We start from the raw sequence: 25,008 nt of genomic DNA, 5'->3' as shown, positions 1-25,008 counted from the left end.
ATGCCCGCCCACAAGCCTGTTCACCGCCACGATCAGAAGCCGGCGCCGCGCCGGAGGACCACCCGAGATGGGATGCTCACGGTGCCAACTCTGACCCGCCCCCGCCGGGGCCGTCTGCTGTCCACGACGCGTCGTCTGATCGCGGCGACGGTGACCGCAGTCCTCGGTGCCGGCGTTCTCGCCGTCCCTCCGGCGCAGGCTAAGCCCCGCCCGTCGCTGCCGAACGTGCGGCCGGAGAAGCTCGATTCCATCGGAGGCCCGGCGAAGCAGAAGGCGCTGCCAACCAAGGCGGCCAAGACCGCCGAGTGGGACAAGCCGGTGTGGCCGGCGCCGGGCCGCGCCCGGGCCACCCTGCCGGCGGCTATCGCCCGCGCCACCACCGCCGCTCCGGTACGCGCCGGCAGCCTGCCGGTGCGAGTTTCCCGCTCATCGACGCCCTCCGGCCGTGGGGTCACCGGCGTGGACGTCGAGGTCCACGACCGCGGGAAGAACCCCAGCGCGTGGCGTGATGGGCTGTTGCTGACCCTGCGCCCCGACGGTGCCACCGGGCCGGCGGACGTGAACGTCACCATCGACTACAAGCCGTTCCGTCACGCCTTCGGCGGCAACTGGTCCTCGCGGCTGAAACTGTGGACGCTCCCAGCGTGCGCCCTGACGACCCCGGCCGCATCCGAGTGCCGGGCCACGCCGGTCAAGTCCGTCAACTCCGTCGCGGACGGCACCGTGAGCGGGCGGGTGTCCGCAGCTCCGGCTGGGACGGTGATGGCCCTCGCTGCCGGGGCCGCTGGTGTTCAGGGTGACTACTCCGCCACGCCGCTGGCCGCGTCCGCCACTTGGTCGTCGGGCGGATCGACCGGCAACTTCACCTGGTCCTACGACATGCGGGTCCCGCCCGCGGCCGGTCTGGCGCCGAAGGTGTCGCTGGCCTACTCCTCGGGTGCTGTCGACGGGCGTTCCAGCGCGGAGAACAGCCAGCCGTCGTGGGTCGGTGAGGGCTTCGACTTCTCGCCCGGGTTCATCGAACGCAGCTATGTGCCGTGCAGCGAGGACATGGCTGGCTCGGCCAACAACACGGTGAAGACCGGCGACCTGTGCTGGCGGTCCTACAACGCCACCATGTCCCTCAACGGCGGCGGCAGCGAGCTGGTATTCGAGGCCGGTAAGGGCTGGCATTCTCGGGACGAGGACGGCTCGAAGATCGAGAAGCTGCCCGGGGCGAGCAACGGCGCCAACGGTGGCGAGCACTGGAAGGTCACCACGACCGACGGCACCCAGTACTTCTTCGGCCTGAACAACCCGCCCGGCCAGAGCGCCGCCACGAACTCCACCTGGACCGTCCCGGTGGCCGGCAACCACACCAACGAGCCCTGCAACGCCGGCACCTTCGCGGCCTCGTTCTGTACCCAGGCGTGGCGGTGGAACCTCGACTACGTCGTTGACCCCCGCGGCAACACCATGTCCTACTGGTACGCCCCGGAGACGAACCGGTACGGCAGAAACAACAAGGCCACCGACAAGGCCGTCTACACCCGCGGGGGCACGCTGAGCCGCATCGACTACGGCACCTGGGACCGCCCGACGGGCCGCTCGATCACCCCTACCGGGCAGGTCACCTTCACCGCCCTGGACCGCTGCGAGTCGAACTGCACCAATCACAGCCCCGGCGTCAGCTGGAAAGACGTCCCCTGGGACCAGGAATGCGCCTCCGGCGCCGCCGACTGCGGCACCAACAACACGCCCACCTTCTGGTCGACCAAGCGGTTGGCGAAGGTGACCACTCGGGTCTGGGACACCACCAAGACCACCCCCGCCTGGCAGGACGTCGACTCCTGGACGCTCACCCACACGTACCCGTCGGTCGGTGACGGCAGCGACTACGCCGGCATGTGGCTCGCCTCGATCGTGCACACCGGCCTGGTCAAGAACACCACCGCCACGGGCTCTACCGCCACCACTCCGGACAACCTCGACCCGGTCGTGATGCCGCCGGTGACGTTCGAACCCACGGCCCTGCAGAACCGGGTCCTCGCCTCGCACAACACCACGAACAACCGCAACCGGATCGGCAACATCATCACTGAGACCGGATCCAAGATCCAGGTCACCTACAGTGACCGTGAATGCACCTCCAGCAACCCGCCCAGCGCGCCGGAGACCAACACCAAACTCTGCTACCCCGTCATCGGCCCCGACCCCTACAACCCGGGCGGTTCCGACATCACCGAGTGGTGGCACAAGTACGTCGTCCGAAAGGTCTCCCAATCCGACATCCCAGCAGTCGTGGACGGCGTCGACTATCAGGCGCCGGTGCAGAACACCTTCTACGACTACCTCGGCGACCCGGCCTGGCACTACGCCGACGACGACGGACTCATCAAACCCAAGCGCAAGACCTGGAGCCAGTTCCGCGGCTACCGCACCGTCGAGACCCGCACCGGCGACGCCCCCCGGCAGACCCTGACCCGCACCACCTACCTACAGGGCATGCACGGCGACCGCCTCAACGTCTCCGGCGGCACCCGCACCGTCACCATCGGCGCCTCACTCGGAACCGAAACCGTCTACGACGAGGACCAGTTCGCCGGCATGATCCGCGAAAAGGTCGTCTACAACGGCACCACCAGCAAGCCGGTCAGCAAGACCGTCAACGTCCCCTGGCGCTCCCCGGAGACCGCGTCGCGCACCATCAACGGCGACACCGTCACCGCCCGCTTCGTGAACACCAAGACCACCTACCAGGCCATCGCGCTCGGCGTCGACGGCCAGGGCGGCTGGCGCACCACCCGCACCCAGTCGACGTTCAACGACACCTACGGCACCGTCGACCAGATCCAGGACGACGGCCAGTGGCCCACCACCGGCGACGAGCAGTGCACCGAGCTGACTTACAACCGCAACACCGGCGCGAACATCACCGGCACGGTCAAGCAGACCACCACCACCGCCCTGGCCTGCGGCACCGCACCGACCAGCACCGCGGACGTCATCTCCGACACCCGCAACAGCTACGACGGCGCCGCCAGCCCGAACACCGCACCCACGTACGGCGCGGTCACCAAGGTCGAAAAGCTCAAGGACTGGTCCCCGTCCGCCGGCACCACCTGGCAGACCACCGCGCAGAGCACCTACGACGCGTTCGGCCGCCTCGCGACCGCCACCGACGCGCGCGGTAACACCACCACGACCACATACACACCGGCCACCGGCCCGGTCGCCTCGATCAACACGTCGAGCCCCGACCCCAACGGAGGCGCCGCATGGACCACCAGCGTCACTAACGCCCCCTACTGGGGCGTCCCGGTCAAGACGACTGATCCCAACAGCCGGGTTAAGGACAGCACCTACGATCCTCTGGGCCGGGTCAGCAAGGTCTGGGGCGTCGGCTGGGACCGCAAGAACCGCGAATCCATCCCATCAGCCGCCTACACGTACTTCTACGCGCCGAACCGCGACGCCTACCCCTGGGTCCAGACCAGGACCGTCAACGCCGGCAACGGAATCCTGACCACCTACGAGATCTACGACGCGTTGCTGCGGCCCCGGCAGACCCAGTCCACCGGAGCCAACGGCGACCGGGTCATCACCGACACCATCTACGACAAGTCCGGACGAGTCGACGCCACCTACGGCGTCCACGGCAAGATCGGCGCACCGTCAGGAACCTTGTGGGGGCAGCCCGAGTGGTCGGTGCCGACCGTGAACCGCACGATCTACGACGACGCCTCCCGTCCCACCGCCAGCATCCTGCTCGGCACCGACGGGATCATCAACCAGGTCGAGAAGTGGCGCAGCACCACCACCTACCTCGGTGACCGCACCAGCGTCACCCCGCCCGCGGGCGGCACCCCCACCACCACCGTCACCGACGCCCGTGGCCGCACGGTCGAGCTGCGGCAGCACACCACCAGCCAGGGCGTCACCGGCGCCTACCAGAGCACCCGCTACACCTACAACCGCAAGGGCCAACTCGTCACCGTCGCTGACGCTGACGGCAACGAGTGGGTTTACACCTTCGACGTCAAGGGCCGCCGAACGTCGTCCAAGGACCCCGATAAGGGCACAATTAGCAGCACCTATACCGAGACCGACGACCTCGCCACCACTGAAGACGCCCGAGGTGAGGTACTCGCCTACGAGTACGACAACCTCGGCCGCAAGATCGGCCTCTACGACGACACCATCTCCCCCGCCACCAAACGGGCAAGCTGGAAGTTCGACAAGACCGACATCATGTTCGGCGGCGAAGCAGTCCGCGGTCAGCTCACCGAGACCACCCGCTTCGACCCGCCCGGATCCACCAACGCCTACAAAATCCGGTACCTCTCATTCACCAAGCGCTACCAGCCCGGCGCGGTGCACTACGTCATCCCCGCCACCGAGACCGGTCTGAACCTCACCTGGCAAATCGGCTACGGCTACCGGGAACAAGACGGCTCACCAGAAAGCGTCACCATGCCCGTCGCGGGTGACCTCACCGGCAGCGAAACGATCACCACCGGCTACAACTCCACCTCAGGCCTGCCCGTCACCCTCACCACCGGCTCCGCCTACGGCAACAGCTACGTCATCGGACAGCAGTACACCGCCTACGGCGAACCCACCCTGCTCACCCGCAAAAGCAGCGCCGGCAACTACGTCGAAGAGACCAACACCTACGACCTGACCACCCGCCGGCTCACCAACACCTACATCAAACCCGAAACCGCCACCGGCACCGTCTCCAACCGCACCTACAGCTACGACGACGCCGGCAACATCACCTCCATCGCCGACCAGCCCGCCGTCGGACCCACCGACACCCAATGCTTCAACCAGGACCCGCTCGGCCGGCTCACCAGCGCCTGGACCCCCAAGGCCGGCGTCGACTGCAAGACCACACCCACGACGGCCAACCTCGGCGGCCCCGCCCCCTACTGGCACGACTGGACCTTCGACAAGGTCGGCAATCGGCTCACCGAAACCGCCCACACCAGCGCCGGCGACACCAAACGCACCTACACCGTCCCCACCGGCGGCAAGAACGTCGTACGCCCCCACGCCGCCACCGCCGTCCTCACCGAAGCCCCCGGGCAGCCGGCCGTCACCAACGCCTACGCCTACGACGACGCAGGCAACACCACCTGCCGACCTGCTGGCGCCGCCGCTAACACCTGCCCCCCAGGCAACGCCTCGCAGAACCTGTCCTGGGACCCCGAAGGCCGCCTCACCAGCATCTCCGGCGACGCAGCCAGCGCCGGCAGCAACATCTACGACGCCGACGGCAACCGACTCCTACGCCGCGACGCCACCGGCACCACCCTCTACCTACCCGGCATGGACATCCGCTGGAACGGCACCACCCGCAACACCACCCGCTACTACACCTTCGCCGGCCAGCTCATCGCCTCCCGCACCGCCACCGCCCTCACCTGGCTCATCACCGACCACCAAGGCACCCAACACACCACCGTCAGCAACTCCGGCACACAAACCGTCACCCGCCGCTACCAAAACCCCTATGGCAACCCCCGCGGATCACAAATACCTTGGGCCAACCCTAAGGGCTTCGTCGGCGGCGACAACGACCCCACAGGACTCACTCACCTCGGCGCCCGCGAATACGATCCAGGACTCGGCCGATTCATCAGCGTCGACCCCATCATGGACCTCGCCGACCCGCAACAGTGGAACGCCTACGCCTACAGCAACAACAACCCCATCACCCTGTCTGACCCTAGTGGCCTCAAAGCCTGCGCCGACGATCGCTGCGGTGCTGGCGCCGACTATGAGAACCTGCAAGGCGACTATGTCACGGTGAATGGCAATAACGACGGCTGCAGCGGATCCTGTGGCGAGGACGACTGGGCTAGCGCGCGCAAGGTTCACCAGGCAAAAGCGGGCGGCGGCCTGAAGAACTGGCAAACAGCCAACTTGTGCCCATTCCAATGCCATATGTACCCGAATTCACCTCTGCTGCCGCCCCAGAAGCCGCAGGTGGTGCAGCCAAACGACCGTGGGCCGACTGGGCAGTGGATGTGTTTGGCGAAGCGATGCGTTAAAGGCTCCCCGCACATGCGCTGCGCCAGTTTCAACAACTGCGATAACGTATACGAGTTTATGGAGGACGGCGACTATAGATGCGCGAACTCGGTCCGGTGCATCTTTGAAAAGTTTCTAGGAGTTGTCGGCATTTCTTTGGTGATTGCCAATCCGGCGTTGGCTGCGTCAACTTTGCCTGTAACGGGCGGCGGCTCACTTGTGATCACTGCGTCGAATCCATCAGCGTCCGAACTTGCGGCTGCTTCCTATGCGGTCTCCCGTACTCGAGGTGTTGTCATTCTTCGTGATCCGGTGGGAACCAGGGCCGGTGGCTTCACGAGCGACCTTGTCATCGACGGAGCTAAGTGGGAGGTCTACAGCCCTACAAGTGCTAACGTGAAGGCGATTCTGACCAACGCTGCCAAGAAGCACTCGCAAGTGCACGGCGGAGGCGTCATCATTGATCTTACGAAGACCGGTCTGACGGCGGACCAGTTTCCGAACGCGACTTATCGAGTCAACAGCCTAATCAGGAGTTGGGGTCCCGACAAGCAAACAATGGTGGGTATTGAATTCATTGGGGGATGAAGTGGCCAAAATGAGATGCAAGTGTGGAACTGTGCTAAGGGATGACGATCCGGAGAACTCTATATTCTTAATCAAGGGTCGTGACTTCGATCTCGACCTGCAGGCCGTGGATCTTTTTGGCTTGGCCAAATTGGCATTGCAATGCCCTGTATGTCACCGACTTTGGATTTTTTGGGAGGAAGGCGAAGTGGGTAAGGAGTATCAAGAAGGGTCGCCGTGAATCAGGTGTTTCCGTGGGTTCAGCGGAGTCGGTTTGGTTGGCCCGTCAGGCTTATCGCCCGCAGGGGTCAGCCGGTTCGACGGGGGCCATGCCCCGTCGAACCGGCTGCTGGCGGTTCTCGCGCTGAGATTAGGGTAAGTAGGTTGGCGGCAGGCGCATGCACTGAACGCCGTTAAACAATTAGCCCTTTTCGTGATCGTGCTGGTCGCGGTGGGTGTGGGCCAGGGTCATTGCGTAGTTGGGTAGCTGCTGGTCACGGTGGTGATGAGGTCGTGAGGGCGGCGGTTGGCGCGTCGGGTTGCTCGGGCGATGTTGGTCTCGCCGTTGCCGCGGTGGAATCCGATGGCGGTGTTGCGCAGGACGGCTGCGACGGCGGGTCCGGTGCCGGTGCGGGCTCGGTGGGCGTCCTCGCCGAAGGTCACGTCGCGGACCCAGTGCAGCCGGTTCTCGATGTGCCATTCCAGGCGGGCCCACTCCTGCAGGTCAGCAGGCTGGGCGTGGGCGGCGGGCAGTGACGCCACCAGATAGATCGTCTCGCGGGTCCGCTTGCCCGCGATCGTGCGGGTGCGGGTGATCCGGACGGCCTGCTGGGCGTGGGGGAAGCCGATGCCACCGGGAGTCTGCACGGTCAGCGCCTTGATGGTGCGCGTCTCGCGGCGGCCGTGGCCGGTGTCGCGGTGCTGGTCCCCGACCGGCACCTGCGACCAGGGCAGCCGTTTGAGCTGGGCGTACAAGGTCGGCTGGTTGGCCTTGACCGACACGTACAGGTCCCCGCCGGCGGCGGCGACGGCTCGGGCGTGGGCGACCTGCGTGTGCAGGGCGTCGGCGACGATCACCACCCCGGCCAGGCTGCCCAGCCGCGCCGCGATCTGCTCCAGCAGCGGGGCGAACGCCGGAATCTCGTTCGACTTCGCCGCGACCTGGACCTGCGCCAGGACCACACCGGTCGACGTGTCGTAGGCCGACAGCAGATGGACCCGTCCCTCGGTCAGGACCGCGCCCCGCAGCACCTTGCCGTCCACGGCGATGACCCGCCGCACCGGCGCCGCAGCCACCGGCAGCCGGGAGCACAACCAGTCAGCCAGGACCGCCGTCAACGTCTCGGCGTCGACGCGGACCAGCAGCCGCCACACCGTGGTCAACACCGGAACACTGCCGGTGAACCCGAGCCGACCCCACGCCGGCGCATCAAGGTCATCGACCCAGTCGCCGATCGCAGCGAACGTACTGGCTCCGGCCATAACCGCACACACCGCGACCGCGAGCACGCTCGACAGTGGGTACCGGATCCCTCGCGGGTCACGCGGGTCAGGAACCCGCGCCAAGGCCTCCAGCAGGCCATACGCCTCACGATCAGCGGGCCGGGAGCCGGTCGGGGCAGGGGCAGGGGCATGATGACGGATCACGTCGATCAGCGATGATGACATACGCGGGTGTGGTCCCTCTCGGTGTCATGTTGTCTCAGCAACTCCATGATCACCGACGGACCACACCCGTTCCGCGTCACCCTCCACACAGGCCGACGCGCTACGACCCCCAGGTCAGACGCGCCTCAATGAGCCATTTTCATCGTGGGTAGCGGGCGTCCTCGGCGGCTTGGAGGACGAGGATGGCCTGGACGACCGGGGTGGCGCGGCGGGGGCAGCAGCGGAGTTTGGTCAGGATCTTCCACGTCTTGAGCGTGGCGACGGCGCGTTCGCCGAGGGCTCGGATCTTGGTGTGGTGCCGGTTGACGGACTTCTGCCGGCGGGACAGTCGGGTGCGGCGGCGTTTGAAGGGGGTCCAGATGGTGCCGCGGGCGCCTTGATAGCCCTTGTCCGCGAAGGTCAGCATGTTGGTGCTGGTCAGGGCGTCGATCAGGCCGTGGGTGCGGGCGGCGGTCAGGTCGTGGACGGCGCCGGGCAGGGCGGGTGAGGCCCAGACCAGCCGCCCGGCCGGGTCGGCCAGGACCTGCACGTTCACGCCGTGTCGCTTGTGCTTGCCGGAGTAGTAGGGCCGCTGGTCGGCGACCCGGTCGATCGGGATCAGCGTGCCGTCGAGGATCGCGTAGGCCAGCCGGGTGGCTCGACGCATCGCGGCGGTGAGGTCGTCGGCGCAGCCGGCGAGCAGGTCGGCGGCCTCGCGCAGGTAGCGCCCCACGGTGGCCACCGACACGGCGAAGCCGGCGGCCAGCCGGGTGAGGGTGTCGCCGTTGCGCAGGTGGGCCAGAGCCATCAGCGCCTGCTGCTGCGCCGGCAACCTGCGCCAACGACCGCCGAGCGTCCGGCGTCGGTCGCGGATCAGCTCGGTCGGGCGGGTCAGGCTACGCGTGGACAGCGGGATGCTGGCAGGATAGGTCAGCAACGAAGCTCCTGTGCTGGGCAGTGCGTCTTGGTCGACTGCTGTCCTACCGGGAGCTTCGTCCTATCCGGAGCATCGACACGCCCCTGCCTACCTGCTCAGGCCCCCTTGATCACGATGAAAATGGCTCAATGGCGCCCTTAGCGACCAGTCCTGTCATCAGCCTGACCTCGGCCCGTGTGGTTCGGTCGGCCTGTATTGGCTCCGTTGCAGAACCTCAGAGTCGGTCGGGGTGCGGCACCATTGAGCCATTTTCATCGTGACGGCGCAGGTCACGGGCGGTGTGGGAGGCCGGTGTCCAGGTAGGACGAGGCTCCCGGTAAGACAGCAATCGACCAAGATCAGATGCCCCAACCGGGAGCCTCGCTGTGCTGTCTTACCCTGCCGCGATTCCGTTGTCCACCCGCAGCCTGAACCACCTCGCCGCCCTCATCCGAACCCGCCGCCAGCAGCAACGGTCTCGGTGGCGACGCCTCGACCCCGGCCGGCAAGCCCTGCTCGCCCTGGCCCACCTGCGCAACGGCGACACCTACACCCGCCTGGCCGCCGGATTCGACATCGGCGTCACGACCGCCTGGCGTTATGTCCGCGAGGCCATCGACCTGCTCGCCGCGACCGCCGACGACCTGGCCACGGCCATGACCAGGATCCGTCTGCTCGCCTACGCAATCCTCGACGGCACCCTGATCCCGATCGACCGGGTCGCCAACCAGAAGCCGTACTACTCCGGAAAACACAAGCGTCACGGCGTGAACGTGCAGGTCATCGCCGACGCGGCCGGGCGTCTCGTCTGGGCCTCGGCCGCGCTGCCCGCCTCGACGCACGACCTGACCGCCGCCCGCACCCACGGCATCATCGACGCCCTGGCCAGCACCGACGTGATGACCTTCGCGGACAAGGGCTATCAAGGCGCCCCCGGCAGCGTGCGCACCCCGTTCAAGCGGCGCCGCTTCCGGCCGAAGCTGTCACGCCGGCAGAAGGCCGTCAACCGAGCGCACGCGAAGATCCGCGCCCGCGGCGAACGCGCGATCGCCACCCTCAAGACCTGGAAAATCCTGGTCAAGCTGCGCTGCTGCCCACGCCGAGCGACCGCGATCGTGCAGGCCATCCTCGTCCTGCACCGCGTCGAAGCCGACCGCTACGCAGGATGAAAATGGCTCATTAGTTGCTCCGCTATCAGGCGCACGAGCGGCACCTCCCGCGCGAGGCGCAGATCGTCCGTGTAGGGGCTGTAGCGTGTCGACGACGCCTTGCTGTGCGCGATTGCGTTACGGGTACGGTAGATGCGCTCAGCGACGCGGTCTGGCAGGTCGGGGCTGGATGCTCGCAAGTCCACGGAGTCGGCGTCGGCGAAAGGTACCGGGTTAGTCGAAAAGTGGTCGAGTGAACCCGGGAAGTAGCGCTCTAGGTCTGTCGCTACTTGCTGCACTTGGACCATGGTGCGCATCAGCGCCTTGATGGCATGCCGCTCGGTAAGCCGAATGTCCTGCTGGTCAACTCCCAGGTGACGCGCCGCATCTCTAGTGAAAGCTCGCAAGGCTGCCGCATCGCTCGGCATCCGGGCAGGTGGCGCCATTGCCGACACCTGCCCGGACAGCTCGCGGTACCAGGCATCCTCCATGAAGTACTCAAGGATGTGGTAGTAGCCCATGAAAGCGGAGAAGGCATCGTGGGCGGCTAGCGCGCGTAGGTATCGCAGGGCCAGCTCCTCATCGACGGGACTGACCGGTCCGTACAGAAGGTCGCCAGGGAGAACTGTCCGGGGCGGCGGCGCCGCCCGTTCGCCGGCATCCCCTGCTGCGATCGCCTCCACCGCAGCCGGGGCTCCGAAGTGCAGCTGCCGCATTATCAGCGGCTGTACATGCTGGCCATGCAGGTGGTTCACATCTTGGACGAGCCCAAGCACCAGGTCCGACTCGTAGGCCAATCGCGCACGGAAGGCAGTCATGGCATCTTCCAGTTGGCGGGCGCCGAGCGCGCGCCAAGCGGAGATGCGCAGGGAAACTATGGTCGGATCCGCAGCCTCGCGGAGCACTCGCCAGGCATGGATTCGGGCCTGGTCTCCTGGTCCGATTCCCTGCCGGGCCTCGCTCGCCAGCAGGAAGGCGTTGATCCGCTCGCGCTTGAACACATCTAGTCTCGCCAGCCCGCTCCGGCGTAGCGCGCATCTCAACAGCAGTGGCAGTGATGGCCTGCTGAGCCGCGCCTCGAACGACACATCGTTGGACCGCCAGGTGTACCTCATGTCACGGGACTGCCGTAGGCCTCGCAGCCAGGAGTTGGGCGTCTCCTCACGCACGAGAACCTCGAGGGACCGCTCGCCGGTGAGCTGCGTGTCGGGCCGGGAGCGCGAAGCGATCAGGGCATGCGCAACGCGATCGATTTCATCGAACGTCACCTCGACGTGCCATTCGCAAAGCGGCCGGTCGTCGGCGCCCATCCACGCCTCCCGGAGAGCGGCGTCGAGGTCCCGGTCGTCCGTGCCGCCACGTTGCATGGAGGCACCCAACTGGTACACCAACCGATCGTCGGCCTCTTCGACGGGCTCGTAGTCTGCGAGGAGCATAGAGAGGGCGGTACTGATCGCCACGCCGGTCGACTCCACGTCCGCAAGGCCGGCGAGAGGATCGAAGGGACCCGGCTTGCCGCTCTCAGGCGTGTCCACCTGCATATCCTGTCACCGAACCTGGACGGTCACTGGCCGGCCATGCCGCAGATTGCGTGCGCTGCGGCCATCCGGATCTGCCGCCGACCGTGCACGGCGCCTCAGGGTATCGATCCTGCTGAGCAGACGCGGTCTCCGCGCCGGGCACCCACCCCGACCTGCGCCCTCTCGTTTCCGCAGGTCAGAGCCGGTGCAGCGTCCTGCTTCACACAACTGCACTCAACGGCAGCGAACAGCAGTCAACGGCACTCAATATCGCCTGGTGGGGGAGTATCCGCAGGTCAGGTTGGTAAAGGGCTTGTTGCGGCTCGCACCTTACAGGTGGGTGCAGATTGGGTGCAGGTTGGCGAAGTGGTCACCGCACCCGAAATGCTCACCCATGCCGGACGGAGCGGATGACTTCACCTGCGGTGATGCGGGCAAGCGCCTGGCGTGACCTCCCAGAGAACACCGAAGTGGTCAGGGTGCGTCGCTCCCTTTCCTGCTGGTGCCGGCTGCCGTCGGGGATCCGTTGACGCCGGTCGAGAGGGCCCTGCCGTATCGACGTATGGCTCTGGCCCGCGCCGTGCTCGCGTCGATGTGAATCCGAGGGCTGAGACTCGAATCCCACCAGCAACGCGCTGACCAGCGCTTCCTGGGCGGTGACCTCTTCGGCGTGCCCGAAACCGTCAGCGCCAAAGACTCCGCCTCATGGGTCGGCGACATCCGCTCATGCCGATGGCAGCGCGTGTTGGACACTTCTTGGCATGGGTCTTGTGTCTGTGGATCAGCAGGGTCTGGGGCGGATCGTCCGGGAGTTCGGTGCCCGGTGGACGAGTGATGCCGCCGACATCGAGGCCTACCTGGCCGCACAGGTCTCCGACACGAGTCACCGAGAGGTCGTCGGCCCGTTGCTTGCCGCCAGTGGGGCCAGTGGTGTTGTCCGGGTCGGGGGTCGGGAGGTCGCGGCTTGGGGCGACCCGGACGTGCCTGAGATGGCGTTCAGCGTCACCAAGTCGGTCGTGTCCGTCGTGGCCGGCCTGGCCTTCGACGACGGGCTGTTGGTGCCGGACCAACCGGTCCGCCAGGTCGTTGACGTTCCTGAGTTCCACGGGCCGCACAACGAGCGGATCACCTGGCGTCATCTGCTGCAGCAGTCGAGCCAATGGGAGGGCGAGCTGTGGGGCAAGCCGGCGAGCGTTGACGCGCAGAGCTTCCGCGAGGGGACCGAGGTGCACGGCACGCCCCCGGGGGAGGGGTGGGCGTACAACGACGTGCGGATGAACCTCCTCGCGTACGCGCTGACGCTCCTGTTTCGCCGGTCGCTGCCGGACCTGCTGCGGGAGCGGGTCATGGACCCGATGGGCGCCTCCGACCGGTGGTCGTGGCACGGGTACCGGACGAGCGGCGTCGAGATCGACGGCCACTCCGTCGAGGTGGTCTCAGGCGGCGCGCACTGGGGCGGGGGCCTGTTTGTCCCAGCCCGGGACCTGGCCCTGATCGGGCAGCTCTTCCTGAACCGAGGGACCTGTGGCGGGACACGGCTGCTGAGCGCCGAATGGGTTGATCAGTCATGGGCCCCGTGCCCGGTCAAACCCGAATACGGCTATCTATGGTGGCTCAACGACGAACAGATCCCGTGGCCCGGGGCACCGGCGACCGGCCGCAGCGCCCGCGGCAACGGCGGACGGCACCTGCTGTGGGTCGATCCGGCCCGTGAGCTCGTCCTCGCCTCCCACTGGACCGAAGAACCGCTCGATCTGATCCGCGACGTCTCTAGCACCATCAGGAGCACCGGCTGACGAGGACTCAACGCCCGCTCATGCCGCGAAGCGCTCGTCACCGGAGTGCCGTCGGCGCCGTTCGCCAGCGTCCGGATGTTCCGACGGGCGTGCCCCGGTCGCGCCCTCGTTGAACCCTTGCATAGGCTGCGTCGCCATGGACGAGTCGCGCGGGTCAGGAGTCCTCCGTCATCAGTCGCTGCACGACGGGTTCGTACCGGCACAAGGGCCGCAGCAGGCCTTCGCCGACGCTATCGACCGACACATCGAGGAACACTTCGGGCCCGTCGAGTTCGTCTACCACGAGATCGCCTCGCACCTGGTCGGTGTGCATGTCTATGTCGTGGCTCCGACCGAAAAACGCCCGTACCGGACGCTGATCACTTCTGGGATGAGTGAGCTGCCGATGACGATCCCGGAGGGCCACGACATCAGCCCGTACGCCGAACTGATGCTCAGCTTGCCGGCAGACTGGCCGCTGGCCGAGGTGGCCGGGCTCGGTGACGAAACCGGGTGGCCGCTGCGGATCCTCAAGCAGGTAGCTCGGCTGCCGCACGAGTACGGGACCTGGATCGGCGAATGGCATTCCGTGCCGAACGGCGATCCCGCGCAGCCGTACGCTACGGACACCCCGTTCGCCGGGGTCGTCGTCACGCCGATGCTGCGGGTGCCGCCCGAGGCGCGGACGATCGACGTCGGCGGCGGCACGCGAATCGCGTTGCTCGCGTTGATCCCTCTGCACCCAAAGGAGATTGCAGTCAAGGTCGATCGCGGTACCGACGCACTCATCGAAGTCCTCGACCGCGGCCGCATCACCGAGTTGCTGGACCCGCGCCGGCCCTCGTACGCTTGATAGCTCGATCGGACGCGCTGACCAAGGTCACGTGCGCGTTTTTGCCGCTGATAGGCGCGGCATGTCGGAGCTTGTCGGATTGACAAGCGGGCCGTGGGAGCGGATCGGAAGCAGTTGAGCCCAACGGTGCTGAGCGGGCGTTGGCGTCACTAGGACGGCTTGAACAAGCGGCCACGGAGTCTAGTAGTTCCAGACGACCTGGTGGGCGTGGTCGTAGCAGTCCAGGAAGAACGGCTGGCCCAGCCGGGGATCGTTGGCCCCGTGCCGAGCGAAGCACGCCGCGGGCTGCCCATGCCGGCAGGTGTCGGCGGCCCTGCGGGCGAGGCAGGGAGCGGGGCGGCAGTCGCAGCGATGCCGGTTACGGAAGGTGTGGCCAGGGACGTGCCGGTGGTGGACCGGGCCGAAGGACGGGGCGGTGAAGGTGGCGAAGACGACCGGGTGCCGGCTAACCGATGCGGGGATGCCCTTTCCGCCGGTCAGTCCGCGACAGACGACTTGGTAGGCGTCGCCCTGGTAGACCCAGGCGCAGTCCGGGCACACCGACTCGCGGCGGTTGCCGCACGCCTTGTACAGCGTCCGGTCAGGCAGCTCGTCGGTGTGCATCTGGCCCGTGATGCGGCCGGTGTTCCGGTCGACGGCGGCGATGGTGCCGGTGAGGCGGACCGGGCGAGCACAGCCGCCGGCGGGGCGGGTGTGCTCCGCCCAGCCGGAGAACTCCGGCGTAGCGGCGCGGTGCAGGACCTGGGCGTCACGACCAGCGGCGAGGCCGGGGCGGTAGGTGGTGAAGATGGCTGTCTCCTCTTGCGGGGGTGGCAGGGACGGGAGACGAAGCACCACCAGCCGTGGACGCCTGTCCGCTGGTGGTGTTCGTCGTGTCTCCTGGCACCGCCGAGAGGGCGGCCGACGCCGGAGGGCGGAATCGTGGTCGTGCCACTTCCCGCCGATCGGTCATGTCCTTTCACGCTCGTGGACGTAATGGGCCGGCACGGGTGGGGAGCCTGGGATATCGGCATCCGGCGGGTCGCCGCAGGCTGCCCCCACCCGTGGAGATGTGCGAATCCGGGCAATCATGGACGGCAGGGAAGGCCGTGCTGGGCCGATCAACGGATTCAGAAACGGCACGGCGGCCGGTGCGATCGAGAGCCGGCGGGACGTGGCCCGCATCAGCGGCAGGAAGGCCGCTCGGCATCTCCGACGTCGAGTCCAGCGATCCGGCGGGAAGGCCGCGCTGGCGTGCTCGACGAGCGCCAGAGTAGCACCGGGTACTGACACGTCAACCCGTCGTGACCCCACTTCACCGACTTGGCATCTCACGTTTCTGCGGGTCAGCAGACGCACTCGAAGGACAAGCCGCTACTCGCTGGGGTCGCGATCCAGGCTGCTCGGATAGGGCCATGCCGCTGCGTCTCCGCCCAGGTATCGAACAGCGCTGCGGCGCGGAGCGGCCCAGTGGGAGCGAACTTGAACCCCGTGTCCTGGACGTCGAGCCGGTCCAGGCCGACCGAGCCGTCAAGGTCCGCTTGACGTAGCGGGCGGGACGGCGGCCCGCTCCCCAGGAGGGCGGGTCGGCGGCTTACGGGATGGCGGATGAGCCGAGCTTGCGCTCAGCCCGCGTCAACAACGCTGCTGGGCATTACAACTAGGGCGGCCCGCTGGCGGCCGGAGGAGGACAGATGCCCGAGGTCGCGGATGCGGACGGGCCCCACCGGACGATGCGCCCGGAACTTACAGGCGAGGGGTTGTGTAGGTCTGATCTACTGCCGAGGTGCGTGGTCATCGCCTCTACCTCGTTGTGCTCGCTGCGGGCGTGATGACGGCAGGGGCCGGCGGGAGCTGTAACGGGCTGCTCTACTGGGTGACATGCATGCCCGCCTCCTTCTGTCCGTCATGCTGGCGACCGCAGGCCTGATGGTGGCAGGGACCGGCCTCCTGGTCGCCTTGAGGTACATCGACCAGCCAGGACCGCTCAATGAGTTCATTCTTGGCGCGATTGGCGGGGGTATGTCCGGAGCAGGTATCCGCCGATGGAGGAAGCGCCACCGCTTGGGCATCGGGGCCGCCGCAAACAGCGTGGAACGTCGGCAACCAGCCACCAACGACGTCGAGCTGAGATGCGACGTGCCCTGACAGGCTCCAGCGAGCCGATTGGCTCGCGGCGCTCTCGTTGCGTGTCCGAATAGGCGGCCACTACCGGCCCGTTGTGGTGCTGCTTGGTCGATGGCGGGACTGGGCTCGGCATGACTGGGACCTCAGCGACGACGATCTGGCCGCCGATGGTGGCGTCCTGGGGCATCCGGTGACGTAGGTCCACGCCCACCTATCAAGCCGACGTCGCTCCGTGGCGCAGCTTGCACGTTCGAGCCGAGTCCGCCAGCGATTAAGCCCAGGGCGTGAAGGTTCCGCGGTGCAGGACACGGCACGGCCGCGTGGTCAGGACCAGGGTTCTTCGCCTAGCAGGTCACGGCACGCTGCCTTCAGCTTCTGTTGAGCTTCGGTGACCCGGGCCTCGGCCTGCGTCATGTCCGCTTTGCCCTTGCTGCCCACGTCCAGGTCGCCGGCCTCCTGCACGGCCAGCACCAACTCCTTGCCGGCAGCGCTTATCGCGGGGTCTGTCGAGCGAGCAGCCCGGGTCGCGACACTGCCATTCAGGATCCAGCCGTGGTCATTCTCCTTCAACCGTTGCGCCAGCAAGATGCAGCCGCTGCGGCTGTACTGGTCAGGGCTGGGACGGCTTGCCTCCGGCTTGTCGTCGCTACAGGCGGAGAGAAAGAGGACGGCACCTAGCAGGCCCGCGGCGAGGAGTCGCTTCACCGGCGGAGCTTATCCCAGTGATCATGAGCCAGTGCTACGCGATGGATAGGCCAGCCTCATGGCTGCTCGCCCAGCTCCTCGCCGGGACAACAAACTTGCATCGACGTGCAGCTCTAGATCCGTCCTGGTGGGAGTTGGTAGGGATCCGGCAGTTGAGACCCGAATCCCACTGGCAGCCATCTGACCAGGGGCTTCCTGGGCGGTGGCCTCTTCGGCGGGCCCGAAGTATCAGCGCCTGCGGCTAGGGTCCGTGGCGGGCGGTTTGCGCTCAGGCCGAGGCGGATGCCGACGGACTGGCCGTCTGGCATGACATCAGAGTTGGCCCTGCACGTGCTGGCCGTCGACGGTGCCGCCGGCTGGTCATATCCTCGCCGAATGAGGGACGAGGAGACCGCGGAGCTTGTCATCGATCGCTTGCTCCGAGCGTTGGCTGCGCAACTGGACGCGTCGGGGAGTCCGGCTCTGGCGGCCGGTGCGGTCGAGGCGCTCGTCGACTTGAGCGGAGCCCAGGCCGATGTCATTTTCGGCCAGGCGGGCCATTTGGTTCACTACGGCGCGGACACTGAACCGCTGAAGACTCTCATCGGTGCGATCACGGCCATCCAACGCGATGAGGCTCCGGCAGATGCTGTGGTCAAGCCGGGTGACGAGGTGCGACTCGTGGGTGAGGTGCCAGATAGTCTTGCTGGCTATGACGAGACGTGGCTCCGCGAGACTACGTTCGTCGTACGCTACGTCGGTAGGGACGCGATGGTCGGCCTGCAGTCGGACCTGATCGAGGATTACGTGATCGCGACGGTGCCGGCCGCCGGCGTGCAGCCTTTGTGAAGGGTGAGTATTCCGTAGCATCGCCGGACCCGCACCGGGACGGCTGTCGTCCATGCGTCCGGTGATACTTCGGCGACAACCCTGATGCCGGACACGCCGACGACGGCGACGTATGCCCGCCCATGCCTCAGACGACGCGCTACGCAGTGCCGCCACAATCCGATCGAGCGTGCTCTCGGTCGTGCCCAGTCAGCGCACATTCGACGTCTCGATGATGGTGGCCGTTCCTACCGTGGGCCGGCCCTCGTGCATGGTGATCGTCATGCCCGGCTGCAGGTGCCTCCAGAGGGCTGGGGACAGCGGGCCAAGGCGGACCGACCCGGTGGCGGCCGGCGGCAACGCCAGCGCCGACTCCACCCAGATGCGTGCCACGAGCAAATCGGGGTCGCCCGCGGCCGTGCGCCTGCCGATATCCCAGGGCGGTCGAAGGATGCCCTTGCCCGGGACCGGATTTTGTCGGCCACCTTCGGCGGGCGACAAAAGCCGCAACTCGGCGCGGACGATCCCATGGATGCTCTCCCACCGACCCCAGCGGCACCATGCCGCAGCATCAGAGAGCCCCATCACATCGGCGCTGTCGATCAGCAGATCCCACCGAACGGTCGGTGGTCGCCAACCCGTGTCAAGGTCCGCAAGGAGGTCGAGCGCGACCTCCCACTCGTCGTGGTCGAGGTACTCGCGGACGTCCACTCTCGTCACGCCGGCCTCGTTGGCGACGTCAGCCGGGACCATGGCCGCAGCCCGGGCGAGTAGTTCGGCAACCCGCACCTGGGGATTATTCAACGCCGCCGCGGCATCAGCGCTACGCCTCTCGCCGGCGCTCGGATGCGGCCCTAAAGCCGCCGGCAGCCCATTACCTTTTTGATCGTCCCCAGCCGGGGACTCCTCGGTCGCCCCCTGGCCCCTCCGGTCGCCGACGCGGGTGAAGGCAAGGCGTGGCGAGTGTCAACGCGGCCGAGTAGTTCACGGAGCTGGCGCGTGGGTGGCTTTTGCTGTGTCCGCCCGGCGGGGCGCTCGCCGGGTCATGCGAGTGCTTCCGTGGTGATCTCGGCCGGGGTGAGGGCGGCGTCGATGGAGGTCAGCTTGCCCAATGCGCGGTAGTGGTTGAGCGTGACTACTACGGATGGTCGGTAGGACTGCAGCCCCGCGTTGATGCGGTCGGGGCTGTCGTCGGGGCGCTGGAACAACTCGCCTCCGCAGCCGTCGCAGACGCCGGGGCGTGTGGGGGCGGCGAGCTCGGTGTGCCAGGTTCTGCCGCAGCCGCGGCATGTGCGACGGCCGGCCAGGCGGCGTAGGACCTCGGCGTCGGGTAGGACGAGGTCGATTGCCCGGTCGAGGGGTGTACCGAGGTCGGACAACAGGGCGTCGAGCGCCACCGCGGTCACGACATGGTTGGGGAAACCGTCGAGGACAAAGCCGCCGGCAACGTCAGGTTGGGTGAGGCGGCTGCGGACAATGGACAGGAGGACATGATCCGGTACGAGTTCACCAGCATTCATATGCTGCCGGGCCCGCAGCGCCGTCGGGGTGTTCGCCCGAATCTCGGCCTGGGCGGCGTTCGCCAGGCTGATGGAGGGAACGCCGAGACCCGCGGCAATGGCGCCGGCGACGGTCTCACGGCCGGAGCCGGGTGGTCCGAGAACAGCCAAGCGCACCCGCGCAGCCTATAGGTGCGGCAGTGGACGGCGACGGGCGTCGTGACGGTCGTCGCTGGGTACGGCTGCGATCGGTTCGGTGAGCTTGCCCGACGGATGCCCGGAGGCCGAGATTGGGGGAGCAGGATGGGAGCAGGCAGGTGCACTGAACGGCGCTGGACAGCGCCCAACGGCACTGAACGGCGCTCAACTGCACCCACCACGACCTGTAGGTATCTGTTTGCGCAGGTCAGAGTCGGTACAGCGTCCTGCTTCACACAACTGCACTCAACGGCACGAAACAGCATTCAACGGCACTCTATGTCGCCTGGTCGGGGAGTGTCCGCAGGTCAAGGCGGTAAGGACCTTGTGGTTGTTCATGCCTTGCAGGTAGGTGCAGACTGGGTGCAGCTTGGCGAAGTGGTCACCGTGTCCGAAGTGCTCACCGGCGTTGGGCGGATAGGGGCACCGTGGCCTGCGTCGACACTGACGAGCGAATGGCAGTGAACTCCCGGAGAACACCGAAGTGGTCATCGCCGGTTGCTCCCCGCCTGCCTGCTGTCGGCTGGTCAACCTGGGCTCGCCGACGCAAGCCGCCGGGACGATCCTGCATCGACGTGCGGCTCTAGATCCACCACGCCGGAGTTGGTAGGGATTCCGGCAGTTAAGACTCGAATCCCACTAGCAGCCATCTGACCAGGGCTTCCTGGGCGGTGACCTCTTCGGCGTGCCCGAAACCGTCAGCGCCGAGGACTCCGCCTCATGGGTCGGCGACATCCGCTCATGCCGATGAGCGTGCGTTGTCCGGGATATGAACGATCGGTAGACGCCTACAGCTGCGTCCGTGCCTCCTCCACCCACCGGAGAACACCCTGTGCATCGCAGGCCTCCGCGACCGCGCCCGCCTCCTCGACCAGGGCCATCGCATCGTCGCGTTGCCCCTCTCCGGCGGTCAGGTGGGCCAGCGCAAGCAAGCCCGCGGCGACGCCGGCTGAGAACCCGATCTCCCGGCGAAGCCGTACAGATTCCTCCAACTGCTCACGCGCCCTACTACCTGCTCCGGCGGCCATATCCGCAAAGCCGAGGTGCCGAACCGCATACGACAGCGTCAGCTTGTCACCGGCTTGCGTCGCCAGTTCGTACGACCGCGTGAGAGGCGGAACCGCGCCGTCATTGTCACGCCTGACCACTTGGTGGAAGGTGCCGACCCAGAACAGCGCCTCGGCCTCGCCGCGGACGTCGCCGAGCAGTTATACAGCTGCGCCGCACGCTCGAATAGCGCTAGCTCGTGTGGATCTTCGTTACCGTCCTCAAGGAACCGTGCATGAAGGATCCGGCCACGGGCCAGGGCGAGATCTGCCTCGACTCCGTCCAGTTCCCGCTGGGCGATCCCCAGCGCGTCGGCGTCGCCGCCGAAGACCGCTCGTTCGTAGAGCAGCCGGGCGTGTTCGATTCGTTGTTCACCGCTCATCGCCGCCCCGTCTCCCAGCCCTGCCTGCGGATTGCGTATCGCCCAACGCGGATGCCTCGTTGTTGCATCCGTGCGCGCGGAGCCTAGATTGCCCGGCGGGGCCTGGCCACCCTGGCCGAATGCTCGCTCATGCCGCCGAGCGGGCCTGGGCTGGCCGGTGTCACTTACCATCCGTAGCGGCTCCGCCAGCGGAACGGCCTGCCTGCCGAGGTCGAGGGCTCCAAGTTGCAAGACCCTTCCAAGGGTCCGAAGGCGTAAGGTCGCTGCCGTGGATCAGTGGCTTTCGGTGCTCGACGACCTTCTCGTGAGGCAGTTGCCGGCTGACGCTGACGTGCATCACGTCGATCTGCGGGTGAGCGAGGACTTCTGGGACTGCCAGACTCGCGATGAGATCTACGAACCTCGTTGCGCCGAGTTCGAGGCGGACCGTGATCGCTTTGCGCAGGCCATCACCATCCGGTATGGGTCGCCGCAGCCGAAAGATCTCATGCCGTACGTCTCTGGCAATCCGCCGCATGACGAGCCAGGCAGCTTGCTCTTCGACTACTTGGCCGGCTGGTTCTGCGAGGTCGACGTCTGGCAGGTTGGCGACCGCGGCATCATCGTCGAGGTCGGCCACTACGACAAAGAGCTACCGCTGCAGCTCATGCTCGTCGTAGGCGATATTGGAGACGGTCGGACAACCGTGCTGTAGCAGCATCCGAATCTGCCGCTGATAAGGCGCGGCATTCCTGAGCACGTCCGGTTGACGAGCGGACCGTAGGAGCGGGTCAGGAGCGACTGAGCCTCACGGTCGCTGGCCGGGCGCTGTTGCCAGCCAGGACCGCTCGGGTAAGCGGCCACGACCTACGACCTGTAGGACGGCTCATCCCAGCCTCGCTGCAGCAACCCGGTCACGGGCCCCGACCGGGGGAGCAGGTTGGGAGCAACAGGGTGCACGGAACGGCCCTCAACTGCACCGAACGGCATCCGGCTGCACGCAACTGCACCCACCCCTGCCTGCGGCTTCTCGTTTCCGCAGGTCGGAGTCGATGGGGCGTCCTGCTTCATACAACCCGAAGTGTCTGCGGCTCGGCATACGGGGGCCGACGGGCTGATCATTTAGGCCTATATTCGCCCTAGTGAAGTCGACGGGTTGGCGTAGATGGCTGCGGCGGGGGACGCGGGTTGACGCTTCGCTGCGCCAGGTCGGGGCAGTGGTCGATGAGGCGGTGGAGCTGTCGCGCGCTGGTCGTTTCGACGATGCGGTCGAGACGGGCCGTCGGGCTGTGGAGATGTTGTCTGGCTTGACAGCGCGGGACCGTGGCACGGTGCTGCCCACTCTCGTCCTGGCATGCACCAACCTGTCCTACTACTTGTCGGACGCTGGCCGGCCGGCGGAGGCGCTGGTGCGTGCGGAGGAGGCGGTCCGGCTAGCCCGGGAGCTTTACGCCATCGACCGCCGTCACGAGGAGCAGCTCGCGGAGGCCCTGGACGCGCTCGCCAGGCGACTTATGAGTTGTGGCCGAACGCCGGAGGCGCTGGCTGCCGGCGGTGAGGCGTTGGCGTTGATGGACGTATGTCCTGACGTGCTGCTGTCGCGGCTGCTTGAGGCCTACGCGATGGCGTTGGCGGCGACCGGCCAGCACGCCGAGGCGCTGCAGGTCAGCGACCGTGCCCTGCAGTTGCTGCGCGGGCTTGCTGTGGATCAACCGGTCGGCTCGCAGATGCACGACGCCCTGGGCAGGGTCTTGAGTCTGCACGCGAACCGGCTGTTCGAGGCAGGGCGGTGGGAGGAAGCGGTCGACGTCGGCGCCGAGACGGTCACACATCTCCGTGAGTCGATGACGGGCAGCCAGCCGCGGAGTCTGGCCTACCTGGCGACTGCTCTGAAGAACCAGGCGGTTTATGTGGCGGGAGTACGACGGACGGCGGAGGCTCTGGCGGCGGCCGCGGAGGCGGTCGAGCTGAGCCGTCAACTTGTCGCAGCCCAGCCCGAGGTGCATCAGCCGCTGCTTGCCTCGTGTCTGGACACGTACGGCGGGCGGCTCAGCGACATGGACCGGCAGGCGGAGGCTGCGGCCGCGACCGATGAGGCGGTGAAGCTGTATCGCGGACTGGCCGGTGCCGACCGGGCGGTATACCTGTCGAGGCTGGCCGAGGCGGTGGGCAACCAGGGAGCCGTCACCGAGGATCGACAGGCCAGCCTCGCCCTCACGACAGAGGCAGTGCAGCTGCGTCGGGAGCTCGTTGCTGACAACCGGGCCGGGCACCTGCGGGAGCTGGCGCTGTCGCTGTCGAACCTGGCTAACGGGCTGGCCAAGTCCGGCCGGCTCGATGAGGCCTTGGCCGTCGGCGAGGAAACCCTCGCACTGCAACGGGAGGTCGCGGCCGTCAACCGGCCTGCAATCCTGTCGCGACACGCGGAGATGCTGCGGCGGCAGGCGGTGTGGCTGGACGACGCAGGCCGTACGGTCGAGGCGCTGGCGCTCGGCGAGGAAGCGATCGCGGTCGCTCGCGAGGCCGTCGCCGGCAGCCGGGCCGCCAATCTCAAGGTCTTGTCGTATGCGCTGGAGGATCAGGCCGCACGGCTCGAGAAACTGTCCGGTCGGGGATCGCGGCAGACGCGACGGCCCGGGGGCACACCAAGCTTCAGCAAGAAGAAGGCGCGCCGTGCGCAGGCCATGTTGCGGGAGGCGCAGGAGCTGTGGGCGGAGTACCAGCAAGGCGCTTCGGCCTCCGGCTGAGCGACCCCACCGCGCGCGTCATCGCGTGGTGGTTCCGGAGCGGCCGTCCGGTGCGGTCGGGAAGATCCTGTCGGATCCGCTGCCTAGGGTCAGCGCATGTACTTCGTGTGCCGTTGGCGAGAGGGCTCTCCTCTCGGTAAGCGCGTGATCACCCTGCCTGATGCGACCGTGCTCGACTGGTTTCGCCGCGGCTGGAAGCACGACGACGCGAAGGAGTGGATCTACAGCGAGCTGGGCGGCGATGCGTACGGCTTGGAGTCGATCTTTGAGGCGGCCCGGGAGCGTAACCTGCCGCCGCCGGAGTCGGTGAACGAGCTGCGGCAGCTGCTGACCGAGTACCTGTGGGTGGAGAGCGACGACAAGGGCGACTTCATTCGGCTCGGTGAGCACGCCCTGAGGGTGCGTACCGATGACGACGAGGTGGATCTCGCGTACTACTTCGTCGATGACGACGCGGCGTCCGCCTCACCTGACCGGCTCGCGTTCCTCCTGCACGACACGTGGCCGCTGCCCACCGACGCAGGGAGGTCAGAGACCGTCTTCAGCCACAGCGTTCCAGTCCGCACCGTCCGGCTGGCCCCGCCCGGCACGGACTGCACCTTCTCGGTCCACTTGTGCTGGCAGTCGCCTGACCTATACCGGAACCTGGACTTGATCGGTGCCATCCAGTTTCCCGGCGTGAGCCTGCCGGACCTCGCCGCCCACCTGGCCGTCGATGGTCCCGGCAGCCACCGATGGCCACACGATGTCCGGCTGCTGCGGGCGCTTGTCGCTCCCGGGGAGCGCGATGTGGGTCGGGCGTTGGAGCGCTACGCCCAACTGCCCGGTTACGACCCGTCACCTGCCGGTCTCGACCGGATGCCTGGCCAGGAGACCGTTCACCGGGAGATAACCGACCTGCTGCACGCGGAGCGTCCCACCGAATCGCTGATACAGCTGGATACGCACATCGCGCAGGTCGCCCGATACATCGACGACTTCTTCGGTTTCGACCAGTGGATCCTGTTCGACAATCGGTGGGCGGCGACCCATCCCGACCTGGCACGCTCGCTGCTGCGCTACGCCGCTCACTGGGACCCCTACGAGAAATAGCT

General features: G+C 67.1%; 16 protein-coding genes and 1 pseudogene. 9 read left to right on the top strand and 8 right to left on the bottom strand.

Annotation, left to right across the window (positions count from 1 at the left end):
- A complete protein-coding gene (locus tag CLT75_RS12725; protein ID WP_135240967.1) occupies window positions 1-6,606 on the top strand; it encodes an RHS repeat-associated core domain-containing protein in 6,606 nt (2,201 codons plus the stop codon).
- Window positions 6,607-7,053: 447 nt separating this feature from the next.
- On the opposite strand, the gene CLT75_RS12720 is transcribed toward CLT75_RS12725, so the two are convergent.
- Together CLT75_RS12720 and CLT75_RS12715 are read right to left on the bottom strand one after the other, a co-directional pair.
- Window positions 7,054-8,151 (bottom strand): ISAs1 family transposase, encoded by a 1,098-nt coding sequence (locus tag CLT75_RS12720; RefSeq protein WP_167796916.1) that lies wholly within the window; start codon window positions 8,149-8,151, stop codon window positions 7,054-7,056.
- 241 nt (window positions 8,152-8,392) lie between these two features.
- Entirely contained in the window at window positions 8,393-9,169 is a 777-nt protein-coding gene (locus CLT75_RS12715; protein ID WP_135240965.1) for a transposase family protein, read from the bottom strand.
- Between the two features lie 365 nt (window positions 9,170-9,534).
- Between CLT75_RS12715 and CLT75_RS12710 the strand changes: the two genes are divergently transcribed.
- Window positions 9,535-10,317 carry an IS5/IS1182 family transposase gene (locus CLT75_RS12710; RefSeq protein WP_013283918.1) on the top strand — a complete coding sequence of 261 codons (783 nt, stop codon included), beginning with the start codon at window positions 9,535-9,537 and terminating at the stop codon, window positions 10,315-10,317.
- Here CLT75_RS12710 and CLT75_RS12705 read toward each other — a convergent pair.
- Window positions 10,305-11,831 carry a hypothetical protein gene (locus CLT75_RS12705; protein ID WP_135240964.1) on the bottom strand — a complete coding sequence of 509 codons (1,527 nt, stop codon included), beginning with the start codon at window positions 11,829-11,831 and terminating at the stop codon, window positions 10,305-10,307. The genes CLT75_RS12710 and CLT75_RS12705 overlap by 13 nt on opposite strands.
- A gap of 746 nt (window positions 11,832-12,577) precedes the next feature.
- On the opposite strand from CLT75_RS12705, the gene CLT75_RS12700 reads away from it, so the two are divergent.
- Both CLT75_RS12700 and CLT75_RS12695 read left to right on the top strand, forming a co-directional pair.
- A complete protein-coding gene (locus CLT75_RS12700; protein ID WP_135240963.1) occupies window positions 12,578-13,612 on the top strand; it encodes a serine hydrolase in 1,035 nt (344 codons plus the stop codon).
- Window positions 13,613-13,748: 136 nt separating this feature from the next.
- Window positions 13,749-14,444, top strand: a complete 696-nt coding sequence (locus CLT75_RS12695) for a suppressor of fused domain protein (protein ID WP_135240962.1) — start codon at window positions 13,749-13,751, stop codon at window positions 14,442-14,444.
- A gap of 186 nt (window positions 14,445-14,630) precedes the next feature.
- Here the strand turns inward: CLT75_RS12695 and CLT75_RS12690 are convergent.
- Window positions 14,631-15,233: pseudogene (locus CLT75_RS12690) on the bottom strand (replication initiator); the annotation flags it as partial.
- 1,641 nt (window positions 15,234-16,874) lie between these two features.
- Window positions 16,875-17,255 (bottom strand): hypothetical protein, encoded by a 381-nt coding sequence (locus CLT75_RS12685; protein WP_091329304.1) that lies wholly within the window; start codon window positions 17,253-17,255, stop codon window positions 16,875-16,877.
- Window positions 17,256-17,630: 375 nt separating this feature from the next.
- On the opposite strand from CLT75_RS12685, the gene CLT75_RS12680 reads away from it, so the two are divergent.
- Window positions 17,631-18,083 (top strand): hypothetical protein, encoded by a 453-nt coding sequence (locus CLT75_RS12680; RefSeq protein WP_135240961.1) that lies wholly within the window; start codon window positions 17,631-17,633, stop codon window positions 18,081-18,083.
- Between the two features lie 189 nt (window positions 18,084-18,272).
- Here the strand turns inward: CLT75_RS12680 and CLT75_RS12675 are convergent, their stop codons facing one another.
- The 3 genes from CLT75_RS12675 to CLT75_RS33225 all read right to left on the bottom strand — a co-directional run bounded on the left by CLT75_RS12675 (window position 18,273) and on the right by CLT75_RS33225 (window position 20,907).
- On the bottom strand, window positions 18,273-18,851 hold the full coding sequence (locus CLT75_RS12675; RefSeq protein WP_135240960.1) for a hypothetical protein: 579 nt from the start codon (window positions 18,849-18,851) through the stop codon (window positions 18,273-18,275).
- Between the two features lie 254 nt (window positions 18,852-19,105).
- Window positions 19,106-19,738 (bottom strand): adenylate kinase family protein, encoded by a 633-nt coding sequence (locus CLT75_RS12670; protein WP_135240959.1) that lies wholly within the window; start codon window positions 19,736-19,738, stop codon window positions 19,106-19,108.
- A gap of 809 nt (window positions 19,739-20,547) precedes the next feature.
- Complete coding sequence (locus tag CLT75_RS33225; RefSeq protein ID WP_486485157.1) at window positions 20,548-20,907, bottom strand: hypothetical protein; 360 nt, start codon at window positions 20,905-20,907, stop codon at window positions 20,548-20,550.
- Window positions 20,908-21,041: 134 nt separating this feature from the next.
- Between CLT75_RS33225 and CLT75_RS33220 the strand changes: the two genes are divergently transcribed.
- The 4 genes from CLT75_RS33220 to CLT75_RS12650 all read left to right on the top strand — a co-directional run bounded on the left by CLT75_RS33220 (window position 21,042) and on the right by CLT75_RS12650 (window position 25,006).
- Entirely contained in the window at window positions 21,042-21,275 is a 234-nt protein-coding gene (locus CLT75_RS33220; protein WP_486485156.1) for a hypothetical protein, read from the top strand.
- A 181-nt stretch (window positions 21,276-21,456) separates the two neighbouring features.
- Complete coding sequence (locus CLT75_RS12660) at window positions 21,457-21,882, top strand: hypothetical protein (protein ID WP_114919816.1); 426 nt, start codon at window positions 21,457-21,459, stop codon at window positions 21,880-21,882.
- 502 nt (window positions 21,883-22,384) lie between these two features.
- Entirely contained in the window at window positions 22,385-23,914 is a 1,530-nt protein-coding gene (locus CLT75_RS12655) for a tetratricopeptide repeat protein (RefSeq protein ID WP_135240958.1), read from the top strand.
- A 96-nt stretch (window positions 23,915-24,010) separates the two neighbouring features.
- Window positions 24,011-25,006 carry a hypothetical protein gene (locus CLT75_RS12650; protein ID WP_135240957.1) on the top strand — a complete coding sequence of 332 codons (996 nt, stop codon included), beginning with the start codon at window positions 24,011-24,013 and terminating at the stop codon, window positions 25,004-25,006.
- Window positions 25,007-25,008: the final 2 nt, after the last annotated feature.

Source organism: Micromonospora sp. CNZ285 (assembly GCF_004637285.1).
Note: the sequence above shows the minus strand (reverse complement) of the source record. Positions and strands in the feature narration are given on the sequence as shown.

Bases quoted from the DNA above. Each gene is read 5' to 3' on its own strand.
- CLT75_RS12725 (WP_135240967.1), top strand. From the start codon at position 1: ATGCCCGCCCACAAGCCTGTTCACCGCCACGATCAGAAGCCGGCGCCG.
- CLT75_RS12700 (WP_135240963.1), top strand. From the start codon at position 12,578: ATGGGTCTTGTGTCTGTGGATCAGCAGGGTCTGGGGCGGATCGTCCGG.
- CLT75_RS12695 (WP_135240962.1), top strand. From the start codon at position 13,749: ATGGACGAGTCGCGCGGGTCAGGAGTCCTCCGTCATCAGTCGCTGCAC.
- CLT75_RS12680 (WP_135240961.1), top strand. From the start codon at position 17,631: ATGAGGGACGAGGAGACCGCGGAGCTTGTCATCGATCGCTTGCTCCGA.
- CLT75_RS33220 (WP_486485156.1), top strand. From the start codon at position 21,042: ATGAAGGATCCGGCCACGGGCCAGGGCGAGATCTGCCTCGACTCCGTC.
- CLT75_RS12650 (WP_135240957.1), top strand. From the start codon at position 24,011: ATGTACTTCGTGTGCCGTTGGCGAGAGGGCTCTCCTCTCGGTAAGCGC.